Genomic DNA, 13,299 nt, shown 5'->3' on the forward strand with positions numbered 1-13,299 from the left:
CGAGGCAATTTTGGAGACTGCTTTGCGAACGAGACAACGAGTTCGCAGTAGCAGAAAAAGAGCAAAACGACAAGTTTGCAACAACACGGCAGGAGAAGCACTGCAAGTCCAGGAGTCCGGTGTGGGCTGATCGAGGACCGGTCTTTAACCTTGAGGGCTACTGCAGGGTGTATGGGAAACGCAAAAACCCGGATTCAGCGGACGGCTTCAAGGGGCGCCATAATGTGGATTTCTTCAAGCGAAGTGAGCTTCGAGGCGTCGAGTATTTCTATTTCCAGGGGAAGACCCCGTTCGTCAAGATGGAGAATAACCCCTTCCTTCAGGTCTATGGAGTCCGCTGGATGGCCCTCTCTGAGCTCTATCAGGAGCACATCAGCCTCTCTCGAGTATTTTATCTTCAGAGACTTCACCTCCCTGGAAGTACCGCTCGGCATAGGGGAAGTACACGGTGACGAGCACCGGTGTATTGCCGTCGTATTCATAAATAGCCCGGACAAGATGGGAGCCTTCGTACCTTCTGTGGGCGATATACCTTTTGCCGTGCCCGGTGACAACCTCTTCGGGGAAAAGGAGCGTTTCCAGGACCTGCTCTTCTGCAAGGGACCACTTCTTCACCCTCTCTAAAGCGTGATGGAGGAAGAGGACGCTGATCCTTTCCCCCCGGGCGTTTATGCTGTACAGCCTTCCCCTCGCACACGACCTGACTTCCTCAATGCTGAAGCCCGACATACCTCCATCGCGCCTATTATACCATGTAGGCTCTTCCGCAGGGGTTTTAAGGGTCGGTTTTCCGCTTGTACCCTTTTTCGGTCGTTTCGGGCCACTCCCCTTCCTGTCCTTCTGAGGCTGCAAAGTGGTGGGGAACCTCGGAGAAACTGCTTCACCGAACGAAAAGACGAGGCTTGCGGTGACACTCTCTTGTCGGAGCAAAAAAGCGAGACTGCTTCGGGAACGAAGAGACGACCTCGCAGTGACACCCCCTGCCAGTCATCGTATATTAAATTCCTGGTAAACCATTTATTCGATGTATTATGAAGAAGGAAGAAGAGAAGGTGGGAGAAGGACGCCTAACTGTCATGGTCGGTGAAGACCGTTCGCAATGCTGTCCCCCACCTTCCCCTCTCCCAAGGCTTGACAGAATATGAGGCGGAAGAGCCTGCATGGTGCACGATGAGAGCCTGAGAGAGGGAGGATACAGGAAGACGAAGAGAAAGGAGGAGAGTACTGGTGAAGAGGAAACTCGTGGTGGGCATTGATGTGGGGAAGGAGCGGTGTGCGGTGAGCCTCTTTGACGGGGAGCGCTTCCGGGACTTCTCCGTCCCTTCCTCTCCCGAGGAGCTTCTGCGGCGAATCACCCCGTACCTCCCTGGGAAGATGAGCAGCGTCCTCTTCGTCATGGAGGCCACAGGGGTCTACCACCTGAAGCTCGCCCTCTTCCTCAAAGAGCGAGGTTACCCGGTGAGCGTGGTCAACCCCTTCGTGGTGAAGAAGTACGCCGAGATGCTCCAGAAAAGAGCCAAGACTGACCCTGTGGATGCCAGGATCCTGGCCCAGTTCGGGTTCTTCGCCTCCCCTCCACCCTTCGTCCCCAGGGACAAGAAGGCCTACCTCCTTGAGGAGATCCAGAAGACCATCGAGGACTACCAGAAAAGGAGGACCGAAATCCTCAACCACCTGGAGGCCCTCCATCACCATCCCTTCCCCCACCCCAGGCTCCAAAAGCTCTACGAGGAGGAACTCCAGAGAATCGAAGAGACCCTGAGGACCTTAGAGAAGGAAGCTGAAGACCTGGCCCTCCAGTATGCCCCAAGAGAGTACAGGCTCCTTCTGAGCATCCCTGGGGTAGGGAAGAGGCTGGCCTGTGCCATTTTGGGCATCCTCTCGCCCCTCACCCGCTTTGCAAGGAGCAAGGAACTCGCAAGCTTTCTGGGTCTTGCTCCCCAGATAGACCAGTCCGGGAAGAGGAAGGAACGGGCCTGGCTGAGTAAAAGGGGGAATCCCTTCCTGCGGAAGCTCCTTTTCCTTGCGGCCCTCAGTGCTTCCCGGTTCAATGAGCAGTGCAGGATGCTCTATGAACGCCTACTCTCCCGGGGAAAACCCAAGAAGGTGGCCCTGATTGCCGTAGCCAATAAGCTCCTGCGGCAGATCTTTGCCATCCTGAGGAGTGGGATTCCCTATGATCCCCATTACTTAGAACGGAAAAGGAGTCTTGCCTTCCAGGGGACTTGACTTTGAACACAGAACATTGCGAGGGCCGAAGGCCCGAAGCAATCCGGTATTTTCGGAGTGCTTTTGAGACTGCTTCGCAGACGAAACTACGAGCTCGCAGTGACAAAGCGGGGGTCATCGCGAGGGCTTTCCCTTTGTCACTGCGAGGATTCCTTTATCTGTCTCTGCGAGCGGAGCGAAGCAGTTCGGCAGGTGCTTTTCCTGCCGTTGCGAGCGAAGCGAAGCAATCCGGCGTATTTCTTCGCCGTTGCGAGCAAAGCGAAGCAATCTCACGAGACTGCTTCGCCAGACGAAAAAACGAGGCTCGCAATGACCGCTGACAGTCGAGACTGTTTCGCAAACGAAACGACGACCTCGCAGTGACTCCGCCTGAAAGACGACCTCGCAGTGACACCCTTTCTGGTCCTTGCGAGGGGTCGAAAGTCCCCGGGGTAATCCTGTTTTTCAATGTTGCTTTTGAGGCGATGCCGTAGCCTTGCGGTGATTGCCTTGCTCTAAAATATGCCTGGAGTGGCACGGGTCGGGTTTCCCCACTCGTTGTCGTCGGGGTGGAGTCGGGGTATACTACGAGGTGGACTCTCAAGAAGGGGGAAAGACGATGCCGGAGAAACTCGACCGCATCACCGTTGATCCGAGTGTCTGTCTGGGGCAACCGACTATTCGCAACACAAGGATTACAGTGAGCGTAATTTTAAAAATGCTTGCCGGGGGAAGGTCGGTTGAGGAAATCCTTGAGGCATACCCGGAGCTTGAAGAAGAAGATGTCCGGCAGGCGGTAAAGTACGCCGCCTGGGTTGTTGCCGAAGAATACCACATTGTGCCGGGCGCCTGAGGGTATGGCGACTTTGCGTTTTCTCGCCGACATGAACATTTCCCCTAAAACCGTCAGATTGCTTCAAGAACAGGGCTGGGACATCCTGCGAGTATCGGAGGTTTTACCTGCCAGCGCAAAGGACCTCGAGGTTCTTGCATTTGCTTGCCGAAAACAGCGGGTTGTCATCACCCAGGACCTGGACTTCTCGGTTCTTCTGGCGCTCTCGGGATACTCCTCTCCGAGCCTTGTCACCCTGCGTTTGCCCTTTCCAGAGCCTGAAACCGTTGCCCGGAGGCTCCTTGAAGTGGTTCCTCAGGTTGAGTCGTTCCTCCTTCGGGGTTGTGCGGTGACTGTGGAGGAGCACGCCGTCCGGATCCGGAGGCTCCCGATAGAACTCTGAGGATATCCCCTCAATGGTTCCTCTATTTGAGGCATCAAGAGTAGCTCGATTGCGAGATTGCTTTGCCCTCTTTTTCGGTTATTCCGAGCTCACTTTTTACGCCACTGCGAGCGAAGCAAAGCAATCTCAGATTGCTTCGCCAAACAAAAAAACGAGGCTCGCAATGACCTGCTGGGGGCCACTGCGAGGGGTTTTCCTCTTTATCGCTGCGAGGATTCCTTTATCTGTCACTGCGAGGAGCGTAGCGACGAAGCGAAAGTCGGCGGACGTATTTCCCACCGTTGCGAGGAACGAAGTAACGAAGCAACCTCGTGAGATTGCTTCGTAGACGAAAAAACGAGGCTCGCAATGACTCCTGAGAGGAGAGACTGCTTCGCAAGCGACACTACGACCTCGCAGTGACCGCCTGAAAGGTGAAAGAAGCGAGACTGCTTCGGAAGCGATACTACGACCTCGCAGTGACCTCCCCCAAGTCATTGCGAGGGGGCGAAGCCCCCGAAGCAATCTGGTGGTTGAGAATGCTTCGCAAGCGAAATGACGAGCTCGCAGTGACAAATAAAAGGTCACTGCGAGGAGCGAAGCGACGAAGCAGTCTCGTATTCCCACAGGGTGAGAGAGGAGATTGCTTCGCTCAACGAACAAACGAGGCTCGCAGCGACAAAGAAAAAGGACGAAACAACGAGGCTTGCGATGACTACCTGGATAGAACTTCGCGGTGGGCTCGATGTGCAATGGCCCTTTTTCCCCTGAAAGGCATTCAGGATGTCCTTGGGAAACCGGATATCCCGTGTAAAGGCATGGTGTCCAAGGTCATTGGTGTTTGGAGGGGTCTGTGCTCTCAGGTGGAGAGGGGTTCAGTTCCTCCTCGAGGAATGCCCTGAAGGCGTCGACATCTTTTCTGATGCTGCCAATACCTTCCTTCAACTTCTTCACCAGGTGCTCCACTTTTTCCTTCTCCAGTTCGTACCCGTAAGCATGCCGGAAGACGTGCCTGAAGGCACGGAGTTCGTCGAGAATTCTGAAGGATGCCTCGGAGACGAGCGCCGGACGGATACCCGCCACGTTCAGTTTCATCCTCTTCAGAAGTTCCCGATGGTATCGTGCGGTGTCGTCCACGGCGTTCTCAAAGGTTCTGGCGACCTCCCTCATGAGGTCTTCGAAAGCAGTGTAGAAGTTATGGAGGAGATACCCCGCATAAACCGTGTCCTTTTCGCCTTGTATACTGAGCTCCTGGAGCCCGGTGTATATCCTCTCAAGCACCCTCCACTGTTCTTTAAGGTAGGCAAGAAGGAGCGCAATCCTTCCTCTACTCACAGTACCCTTACGCCCTCCTTAAGGATTCGCTCCCTGAAGGGGCACCTTCTGAGCTCTATGAGGTCGACGTTTCTTTTCAGGAGCTCTTCAAGCTCACAGAGTGTTGTGAAGTAATCTTCTTCAAGACCTTCCACCGCCACGTCGATGTCCGAGAAGGAATCAAATTCCCCTTCTCTTGTGAGAGAGCCGCAGAGGTACACTGCCTGAACCTTTTTCAGGGAAAAATACTCTCTGAGGCTTTTGCAGACGCTTTCGAGGGTTTCCATCCTCTCCCTTTCTCGATTTTCGCGCTTTTCCTCAAGTAACCTCGTCCAGAGATGCGTGGAGAATTTTCCCACTGCCATCCTCCCGGAAAATACATTGCCCGGCTTTAAGGGTTGCCCTTTGATGAGACCCGGCATATACCATGATACCACAGAGGAGCTTTTGGGGCTTCTTACTTTTTGGCATCGGAGGACGGCCGACAGGAGTTTCAGGCCTCTGAGGTTGTTTTGCTGCTTTTTGTCTTTCCGGGCCTTTCTTTTTCGATCCTTCCGGGCCGCGAAGCGGCAGGGAATCTCTGAGACTGCTTCGGAAACGATACTACGACCTCGCAGTGACCTCCCCCAAGTCATTGCGAGGGGGCGAAGCCCCCGAAGCAATCTGGTGGTTGAGAATGCTTCGCAAGCGATACTACGACCTCGCAGTGACACCTTCGCCAGTCATTGCGAGGGCCGAAGGCCCGAAGCAATCCCGGCTCTTGAGGAAGAGATTGCTTCGCAGACGAAACTCCGAGCTCGCAATGACTCTTTTTGTTTGTCGTTGCGAGGGGCGAAGCCCCGAAGCAACCCGACAGACTCTCCGTCGCTGCGAGCGAAGCGAAGCAATCTCAGATTGCTTCGCCAAACAAAAAACGAGGCTCGCAATGACCCGCCTGGGGGCACAAAGCGAGACTGCTTCGGAGGCGATACCACGACCTCGCAGTGACTCTTTTGACCGGTCATTCTGAGCCCTTCTTCTTTAGTCCTTCCGAGCCGCGAAGCGGCGAGGAATCTCTGAGGAGAGACTGCTTCGGAGACGAAAATGCGACCTCGCAGTGACAAGAGAAAAGGGCGAAACGACGACCTCGCAGTGACAAAATGGGGGTCATTGCAAAGGTGCGAAGCGGCAGTGAGGTACCCCGCCTCAAGGACCCCCTGACCACGGTGGGATTGTTATGAAAATGCAAAGCGGCGAGGAATTCCAAATGGTTTCATCCCTCAACCGGTGTTCTGCATCCTGAACACACCTCAGGGCTCCAGGGCACAGAAATTGGACGTATCCTGGCTGTGATATAATGGACCCTGTGAAAGTGCCTGATATTGCCCTGTATCTCTGCGCCTGGAAAAGGAGAATACAGGCCGAGGAAGAAGAGGAGAGAAAGAGGGCGGAGAGAGCTCTCCAGGTGGCCTTTGCTGCCGCGAAATTCCTGGTTGAAAAGGGGAAGGCCAAAAGGGTGTACCTCTTTGGGTCGCTGGCCTTTTCGCTGAAGCACCGGTGGGGTTTTGGTCCCTCCTCGGACATCGACCTGGCGGCCGAGGGCATTCCCCCCGGAGAGTACTTCCGCCTTCTTGCCGAGGTCAACCGGATGGGCGATTTCGAAGTGGACCTTGTGGACCTTGATGCCTGCTCGCCTCCGCTCAAAGAAACCATCCTGAGGAATGGGGTTCTGCTTTATGGGGAAGAGGGAAGCGGTACTTTCGCTCCTTGGGGAAATCGAGAGCCTCTTGCATTCCCTGGAGACTGTGGTCGATGAGGCCAGGGAGAAAGTCGTCTATTACACCTCTCAAGAACCTGACCGCTTTGCCCTCAGAGGGCTGGGGAGCCTGCTTCATGATTTCTACACCATCGTTGAGGATATCTTTGAGCTCATTTCCCGGGACATCGATGGGACGAGGGAAACGGAAGACCCCGGGTGGCACAAAAGGCTCCTTTTCAGGATGAGTATAGCCATTCCTGAGGTCCGCCCTGCGGTGATTTCTGAGGAACTCAAAAAGAAGCTCGAGGTGTACCTGAGGTTTCGGCACGTGTTCCGGAATGTCTACGGGTATCTCCTGGAGTGGGAAAGGATGCGACCTCTTCTTGAGGACCTGGAGGGTACGTACCGGGCCTTCCGGGAGGAAATTGGTAGTTTCGGCGAGTTTTTACGCGAACTCGCCCAGAGGTTAGAAGAGGCATAGGACCAGGCCCTTCCCTTTTTGCTGAGTCTCTTCCGGGCATTTCAGGCTGAGACTGCTTCACCTTTTTTGTCACTGCGAGCGAAGCGAAGCAGTCTCGTTTTTCAGGAAGGGAGAGATTGCTTCGCCAGACGAAAAAACGAGGCTCGCAATGACCTGCATGGGGGCACAAAGCGAGACTGCTTCGGAAACGATACGACGACCTCGCAGTGACAAATAAAAGGTCGCTGTGAGCGGAGCGAAGCAGTCCCCGAGGCTTTTCCACAGGCTTCCACAGGCAAGCGTACACCTTTGCGTTGACCAAAAAAGAGCGATGAACAGGAAACCCCCCAGAAGCCCCCTTCCCAAAAGAGAGTCCTTTGAGTAAGCTTTTGCCGTGAAGCGCCAGTACTTCGTGTACATCATGACGAATCCTCGAAATACCGTCCTCTACACTGGAGTGACCGGTGACCTGAAGCGGAGGGTCTGGGAACACAAAACGAAAGCGGTTCCCGGATTCACCGCCAGGTACAACGTGGTGAAGCTCGTATACTTTGAGGTCTTCGATGACCCGGAAGAGGCGATTCTCCGGGAGAAGAGAATCAAAGGTGGTTCAAGGGCGAAGAAAATCGCCCTCATCAACGCCTTCAACCCCCAGTGGAGAGACCTCTACGAGGAACTCTGAGGGAGACTGCTTCGGAAACCACGACCTCGCAGTGACCTTTGTGGGTCACTGCGAGCGAAGCGAAGCAATCCGGCAGTATTTTTCGCCGTTGCGAGCGAAGCGAAGCAATCTCAGATTGCTTCGCAGACGAAAAAACGAGGCTCGCAATGACTCCTGGGAGGCGAGACTGCTTCGGAAACGAAAAGACGACCTCACAGTGACAGCCTTTGGGTAAAAGGCGAGATTGCTTCGCAGACGAGACTACGAGCTCGCAATGACCGCCCAAAGGGCGAGAAGCGGGATTGCTTCGCCAGGCGAAAAGGCGAGGCTCGCAATGACTCACCGGAGGTCACCGCGAGGATTTCCTTGTTTTGTCACCGCGAGGGTTTCTCTTTTGTCACTGCGAGGAGCGAAGCGACGAAGCAGTCCCAGAACTGCATTGCAGTGGCAGGGGAAAACAGGGAAGCAATCCTGTGATGACAGGGGTGGGTTGCAGAGTACTGAAAAACCTCGGGGAACGGGGTTATAGTATAATGGGACTGTGGGAGAGGTGGAAATTCGGCTCACCATTCATGCTCGGGAGAAGCTTTCGCAGCGAAATATCCCTCTTGAGCTGGTGCGCCTTGTCGTCCTTGAACCGGAGCTTACCTTGCGGGATAGAAACGACCCCGAGCTCATCCATTACGTCCGGGGATTCGAGGGGAAGTTCCTGCGGGTTCTTGGGAGATGGGAGAAAGAAGGGGCGTTTTTACTGGTGAGCGCTTTCTTTGACCGGAGGCTTCGCAAAGCGAGGGAGGAACATGATCAGGATTCTGTACGATAAGGAGGGTGACCTCCTCGAGATACGGTTTTCTGAGGAGCAGGTAGCCTACAGCGAGTACGTTGAGGAACCGGGGATGGTGATTGACTACAGCAAGGAGGGGAGCATCATCGCCCTGGAGTTCCCCTCCTTTTCCCGGAAATTCGCCAGGGGCAAAGTCCCCGAGATCCTCCTGCTTTAGAGGTACGTTCCTTTGGGGTTCCCTTTGCTGTCACGGGGTTTCCCTTCCTTTGAAGGCAACTTTGCCCCCGGGGGACCTGGCTTTGAACACAAAGACGCCGTGAGGTCCAAAGACCCAAAACAATGTAAAGACCACAGAGGTGAGAGACTGCTTCGGAGGCGATACTACGACCTCGCAGTGACACCTTCGCCAGTCATTGCGAGGGGGCAAAGCCCCCGAAGCAATCCGGCGGTATTTTTTCGCCGTTGCGAGCGAAGCGAAGCGAAGCAATCCCGGCTCTTGAGGAAGAGATTGCTTCGCAAACGAAACGACGAGCTCGCAATGACCCGCAAAAAGTCACAGTGACTCTTTCCTTTGTCACCGCGAGGAGCGAAGCGACGAAGCGAAGGTCGGCGGACGTATTTCCCGCCGTTGCGAGGAACGAAGTGACGAAGCAACCTCGTGAGATTGCTTCGCGGACGAGACTACGAGCTCGCAATGACTCCTGAGGGGAGAGACTGCTTCGCTGGACGAAAAAGCGAAGCTCGCAGTGACCGAGTGGGGGACAAAAAGCGAGATTGCTTCGGAAACGAAACTACGACCTCGCAATGACACGGCAGGGGGTCACTGCAAGGGTTTCTCCTTTGTCACTGCGAGCGAAGCGAAGCAGTCTCAGAGGTTGCTACAGATGGTGTGCAGTCCTGTACGAGGAGAAAACCTGTACAAGGCATGAACGCCCTGGTCTTAGCTACGGAAAAGGTGTACAATGTCGGTGTGGCGGTCCTGAATTGAACGTCTGAGGGGTGACGAAGTGGGCATAGCTTCGGATTACCGCGGTCCTTCAGGAAAAATACTGCCTGCAGCCATTGTAAATGCCGATGAAATCGTGAGGAGACTGCACCCTGTTTTTGCGGGACAAAATGAGGTGCTCCTCGCCTACCTCTTCGGTTCATACGCCCGGGGAGATAATGGAACATGGTCTGATGTGGACCTTGCGGTTTTCCTCAGGCCAGGCGTAAAAGGTGATGAGCTTTTTGAGGCATACAGGGAGCTCTACCTTGTAATCCGCAACGCTTTATCGACGGAGCGCTTTGACCTTTTGCTCCTCAACCGTGCCTCTCTCCCATTGAAGTTCGAGGTCGTTTCCGGGGGCAGGCTCATTTATGCCCAGAATGAAGAGGTGCTGAACTCGTTTGAAATCGACGTCATCCGCAGGTACCAGGATACCGCCTATCTTCGCAAAGTGCAGACCCGGTACTTTCAGGAGAGGGTACGCCGGTGGTACTCAAAAGGGAGAGCATAATCGCCCGCTTGCAGAAGTTAGAAGAGGTCCTCAGCAGGTTGCGTGAGAAAGAGACGATTTCCCTTGAGGAGTACCGGCGTGACGTCAACCTTCAGTGGTTTGTGGAACGGGGCCTGGAGCTTGCCTCTTCTTTAATCCTTGATACGGGGAACCACATTCTTGCTGGGGCATTTCGCATTGCCGTGGACGAATACGAGAAGATTCTCGAGGAACTCTGGCGGCAGAGGGTCATCAGCGAGCAGCTCTACCGGGAGCTCCGCGGCTTAGGAGGATTTCGCAATATCCTTGTCCACGGGTATATGGAACTGGACCATGAACTGGTGTATGCTCACTACAAGAAGGCTCTCCGGGTCTTCCCGGGTTTCATCGGCGAAGTTACAGCCTGGCTTGAGGGCCAGAGTAGTGCCGGAAATACCGGAGTGGATTAGGGGGCCTGGAGCTCATCCCCACCCTGAGTTGCCCAGGTCGCACAGCTTCAGGAATCCGCTCTTTTCTCTGATACCGGAAAGGGGAGGTCTTCTGCCGCTTTGAGGGATGCCCCGTTTCTGCCGCCTTGAACCACGCTTCTGCGCCATTGCCGGGGCCGTGATGGGCCCGGGACTGCCATTCCGAGCCAATTCTTTTTCCGTCATTTTGAGGAGCGAAGTGAGACTGCTTCACCCTTTTTGTCACTGCGAGCGGAGCGAAGCAGTCTCAGAGACCGCTTCGCAGACGAAACGACGAGCTCGCGGTGACAAATGGAGGGTCACTGCGAGGAGCTCTTTCCTTGTCACCTGCGAGGAGCTCTTTCTTTGTCACTGCGAGGAGCGAAGCGACGAAGCGGTTTCAGGACTACGGAAAGCGCGATTGCTTTGCTCAACGAACAAGCGAAGCTCGCAGTGACCGAGTGGGGGACAAAAAGCGAGATTGCTTCGGAAACGAAACCACGACCTCACAATGACACGGCAGGGGGTCACTGCAAGGGACGGAGCCCCGAAGCAGTTCCACACCCTGGTAAAAGAAAAATTTTGCGATCTGGTATATAGCCTTGCTGCTCTCATGGCTTATGCACGCCTGTCTCAACCTTTCTGCTTCTACTCGGTAACACCGCCAGATATCTTCATCTCGTTTTTTGCAGCGGTAAAAGAACTTCGAAATCCTTGAACTCGTCCGGAATCTATGGTATCCCTCTAAAAAAGCGCTATTTTCCCAACGCTTGCAGAGAGGGGGCAGAAAGGTATGCGCTTGAGATTCTTCCCGGTTCTCGTGGTGCTTTGTCTTGTAGTGTTGCTTTCGGGATGTTTCCAAGGCCTGAGCCCGCTTCCCCCAAAGGGTCACGGTGTCATCGAGGGAAGAGCGGTTCTTCCCGGGGAACAGGCGCTCAAGGATTCGAATTTCGTCCCGCTTGCAGATGCGAGTGTGTACGTTCTTTCAATGGTGACTGAAGAGGTCATCGCTTCTGGCAGGACGACGAAAGAGGGTATATACCGGATTGTCACTCCTTCAGGTGGTCCGTACCTGGTCAAGGTGGAGAGCCGGTCGATCACAGTCTACGCGCCGGTTGCAAGGATTGCGGAGGGAGAACGCAAAAACGTTGGCAATACCGACTTCGAGAGTACGGCTCTTGCCGTTGTGGCTTTTATGAAGGTGCAGAAAGGCGAGACTTTTACCGAGGAAGAATTGAATTCCCTGGCACAAAAAGAGGAGTTTGCAAAACTCGTAGAAGAAATCAGGAAAGCTCTGCAGAGAGGAGCTGACCCCCTTAAGGACAGCAATGTTACACGGCTTGCGGCCAACATCGTGACCATTCCTCAGACGACCTTTACTCCTGCGATACAGCCCCAGTACGGGAGCGGGTTCTCTTTTGACGTGACGACTCCTGCAAAGGTCTACACTTCTGCGCGAGCAGTTGACCTGTACGTCAGGGTGCATAACCCTCAGAACGATCCCCGTCTCTGGGGAAAGTCTTTCGTGGTGGTCCTTGAGGCAAGTGGTCCTGGAAGTCTTGGGGAAGGAAGTTTTCTCCCCGTTGGTTCCTTTGGATTTGCGTTTCTCGGTGTAGAGAGTGGCAGGTGGATCGGGTACTGTGGTTTTGGGGGAGGACTTAAGGGAATCACGGTTGGTACGAGCTTTGGCGCCAACGTGGGCCTGGCGTTTGCCGATGGCTTACCCCTGGGAAAATACACTCTGACGTTTTACCTCGTGGATGTGGGTGGTATTAACAACGAAGACGAGCTCCTCTTGAGCTTTCGGGGCCGGGCTCTGGCAAAGGTGGTGAAGCAGGTGGAGCTCACCTCGCAGGTTGGCAGCCCCGAAATACAGGTTTTCGTTGACGATTTCGGGGGGATTTCGAACCAGAACATGGTCGTAGCAAGTGTTATAGTCCAGGTGATGGGGAATGAAGCAAATACCAGTTTTGGGCTCCTCTTTGCGATTAAGCCGCCTCAAGGGGTGCTCCAAGAAGGGGATGTGGGTGTTATCCCCTTCTTTTCCGGCCAGGGAGGCTATTTCGACGCTGCCGAAGCGCTGGATGACATCCTGACAAGCACCTCCAGCACACTCCAGAAGTACCGGGATGACATTCGCTATCTTGGCACCGATGGCGAGGGCAGGTGGATAGGGTACTACGGCTGTGGAGAAGGTCTTACCGGTATGGCCCTTCAGGGGAGTTCCACGCACGGGTTTTTCCTGGCCTTTGCAAATTCTGCTCCTTTGGGGCAATACGAGGTCGAGGTATACCTTGTTAAGGTCAACAACCTGACGAGCCTGGACAGCTTGCGGAATCTCCCCCGAGAAAACATCCTCGCCGCATCGAAGGCTTATGTGCGTCTTGCCGGAACAACGGGTATTCCCGACGTTTCCAAGCCCTACTTCGGGACCACAGACAGTCAGGCAGAATTTAACCCTTTAGGCGAAGTGTTCATTCCCTACACCCTCTACAACCCACTTGCTCTCTCTGAGGTATACCTTGTCGTGCACCTTGAAGGGAAAGACGGAGGAAGTATAACGTTTACCCCTGGAAACGACGTGATGCGCCTTGGTTTTGACAATCCTCATGTGGGCTTAGAGTTTGTGTATCCGAATAGTACCGGGCCTATAACTGGCAGCGACCTCCTCCTTGTCTGGCGTCTGAATATCCTGTCTATTCCCGGTAGTTCGAGCCAAATTATTCTGCAGTTATCCAAGGACTCAGCGCCCGAGCGCGTTCAGGTGTGCTTGCTCGACAAACAAAGCGCTCCCTCTTCCTGGGACGGCTGGAGCTGCAGCAGCAGCTGTGTAGGGGCAATCGATGTGGCGGTGGTGGAGGGGACGGGGCCTCTCCGCCGCCTCCGGGAAACCCCTGAAAAGGAATTCCGGGGCGAAACTTTCTTTTGTCCCCTTCGTAGTATATAATTGAGCTGTGCCGTGTGGCGTTCTTCTCTTGCCCTGAGGTCGAGAGGGT

Annotated in this window: 15 protein-coding genes; 11 read left to right on the forward strand and 4 right to left on the reverse strand. The window is 54.5% G+C overall.

Annotated elements, in window-relative coordinates:
• Positions 1-194: 194 nt before the first annotated feature.
• Both ACPT9Q_RS06215 and ACPT9Q_RS06220 read right to left on the reverse strand, forming a co-directional pair.
• Entirely contained in the window at positions 195-371 is a 177-nt protein-coding gene (locus ACPT9Q_RS06215; protein ID WP_017874196.1) for a DUF2283 domain-containing protein, read from the reverse strand.
• A gap of 1 nt (position 372) precedes the next feature.
• A complete protein-coding gene (locus tag ACPT9Q_RS06220) occupies positions 373-729 on the reverse strand; it encodes a DUF4258 domain-containing protein (RefSeq protein WP_427365261.1) in 357 nt (118 codons plus the stop codon).
• Between the two features lie 498 nt (positions 730-1,227).
• Here ACPT9Q_RS06220 and ACPT9Q_RS06225 point away from each other — a divergent pair, with 498 nt between their 5' ends.
• From ACPT9Q_RS06225 to ACPT9Q_RS06235, 3 genes are all read left to right on the forward strand, one after another.
• A complete protein-coding gene (locus tag ACPT9Q_RS06225; RefSeq protein WP_427365262.1) occupies positions 1,228-2,229 on the forward strand; it encodes an IS110 family transposase in 1,002 nt (333 codons plus the stop codon).
• A gap of 598 nt (positions 2,230-2,827) precedes the next feature.
• Positions 2,828-3,061 (forward strand): DUF433 domain-containing protein, encoded by a 234-nt coding sequence (locus ACPT9Q_RS06230; protein ID WP_427365263.1) that lies wholly within the window; start codon positions 2,828-2,830, stop codon positions 3,059-3,061.
• A 4-nt stretch (positions 3,062-3,065) separates the two neighbouring features.
• Positions 3,066-3,443, forward strand: coding sequence for a DUF5615 family PIN-like protein (locus ACPT9Q_RS06235; RefSeq protein WP_427365264.1), 378 nt, complete (start codon positions 3,066-3,068; stop codon positions 3,441-3,443).
• An 810-nt stretch (positions 3,444-4,253) separates the two neighbouring features.
• Here the strand turns inward: ACPT9Q_RS06235 and ACPT9Q_RS06240 are convergent.
• Together ACPT9Q_RS06240 and ACPT9Q_RS06245 are read right to left on the reverse strand one after the other, a co-directional pair.
• On the reverse strand, positions 4,254-4,757 hold the full coding sequence (locus tag ACPT9Q_RS06240) for a hypothetical protein (protein WP_427365265.1): 504 nt from the start codon (positions 4,755-4,757) through the stop codon (positions 4,254-4,256).
• A complete protein-coding gene (locus tag ACPT9Q_RS06245; protein WP_427365266.1) occupies positions 4,754-5,101 on the reverse strand; it encodes a nucleotidyltransferase family protein in 348 nt (115 codons plus the stop codon). The genes ACPT9Q_RS06240 and ACPT9Q_RS06245 overlap by 4 nt, the downstream gene beginning before the upstream one ends.
• Before the next feature lie 971 nt (positions 5,102-6,072).
• On the opposite strand from ACPT9Q_RS06245, the gene ACPT9Q_RS06250 reads away from it, so the two are divergent.
• From ACPT9Q_RS06250 to ACPT9Q_RS06285, 8 genes are all read left to right on the forward strand, one after another.
• Complete coding sequence (locus ACPT9Q_RS06250) at positions 6,073-6,531, forward strand: nucleotidyltransferase family protein (RefSeq protein WP_427365267.1); 459 nt, start codon at positions 6,073-6,075, stop codon at positions 6,529-6,531.
• Positions 6,452-6,955 (forward strand): hypothetical protein, encoded by a 504-nt coding sequence (locus ACPT9Q_RS06255; protein ID WP_427365268.1) that lies wholly within the window; start codon positions 6,452-6,454, stop codon positions 6,953-6,955. Before ACPT9Q_RS06250 ends, ACPT9Q_RS06255 begins: the two co-directional genes overlap by 80 nt.
• A gap of 373 nt (positions 6,956-7,328) precedes the next feature.
• Entirely contained in the window at positions 7,329-7,616 is a 288-nt protein-coding gene (locus tag ACPT9Q_RS06260; protein ID WP_427365269.1) for a GIY-YIG nuclease family protein, read from the forward strand.
• Between the two features lie 529 nt (positions 7,617-8,145).
• Positions 8,146-8,418 (forward strand): DUF4258 domain-containing protein, encoded by a 273-nt coding sequence (locus ACPT9Q_RS06265; protein ID WP_427365270.1) that lies wholly within the window; start codon positions 8,146-8,148, stop codon positions 8,416-8,418.
• The gene (locus ACPT9Q_RS06270; protein ID WP_017874415.1) at positions 8,396-8,596 is read left to right on the forward strand and encodes a DUF2283 domain-containing protein; all 201 of its coding nucleotides are present in this window, start codon (positions 8,396-8,398) and stop codon (positions 8,594-8,596) included. Before ACPT9Q_RS06265 ends, ACPT9Q_RS06270 begins: the two co-directional genes overlap by 23 nt.
• Before the next feature lie 790 nt (positions 8,597-9,386).
• A complete protein-coding gene (gene mntA / locus ACPT9Q_RS06275; RefSeq protein ID WP_427365271.1) occupies positions 9,387-9,878 on the forward strand; it encodes a type VII toxin-antitoxin system MntA family adenylyltransferase antitoxin in 492 nt (163 codons plus the stop codon).
• Positions 9,879-9,916: 38 nt separating this feature from the next.
• Positions 9,917-10,306 carry a type VII toxin-antitoxin system HepT family RNase toxin gene (hepT, locus tag ACPT9Q_RS06280; protein WP_427365272.1) on the forward strand — a complete coding sequence of 130 codons (390 nt, stop codon included), beginning with the start codon at positions 9,917-9,919 and terminating at the stop codon, positions 10,304-10,306.
• Positions 10,307-11,096: 790 nt separating this feature from the next.
• A complete protein-coding gene (locus ACPT9Q_RS06285) occupies positions 11,097-13,250 on the forward strand; it encodes a hypothetical protein (RefSeq protein ID WP_427365273.1) in 2,154 nt (717 codons plus the stop codon).
• The last annotated feature ends 49 nt before the right edge of the window (positions 13,251-13,299 follow it).

The sequence above is a fragment of the Candidatus Caldatribacterium saccharofermentans genome, assembly GCF_050267035.1.
Classification (GTDB): Bacteria; Atribacterota; Atribacteria; order Atribacterales; family Caldatribacteriaceae; genus Caldatribacterium; species Caldatribacterium saccharofermentans.

Coding starts and splice junctions, on each gene's coding strand:
- ACPT9Q_RS06220 (WP_427365261.1), bottom strand. CDS start 729: ATGTCGGGCTTCAGCATTGAGGAAGTCAGGTCGTGTGCGAGGGGAAGG.
- ACPT9Q_RS06230 (WP_427365263.1), top strand. CDS start 2,828: ATGCCGGAGAAACTCGACCGCATCACCGTTGATCCGAGTGTCTGTCTG.
- ACPT9Q_RS06235 (WP_427365264.1), top strand. CDS start 3,066: ATGGCGACTTTGCGTTTTCTCGCCGACATGAACATTTCCCCTAAAACC.
- ACPT9Q_RS06245 (WP_427365266.1), bottom strand. CDS start 5,101: ATGGCAGTGGGAAAATTCTCCACGCATCTCTGGACGAGGTTACTTGAG.
- ACPT9Q_RS06250 (WP_427365267.1), top strand. CDS start 6,073: ATGGACCCTGTGAAAGTGCCTGATATTGCCCTGTATCTCTGCGCCTGG.
- ACPT9Q_RS06255 (WP_427365268.1), top strand. CDS start 6,452: ATGGGGAAGAGGGAAGCGGTACTTTCGCTCCTTGGGGAAATCGAGAGC.
- ACPT9Q_RS06270 (WP_017874415.1), top strand. CDS start 8,396: ATGATCAGGATTCTGTACGATAAGGAGGGTGACCTCCTCGAGATACGG.
- ACPT9Q_RS06285 (WP_427365273.1), top strand. CDS start 11,097: ATGCGCTTGAGATTCTTCCCGGTTCTCGTGGTGCTTTGTCTTGTAGTG.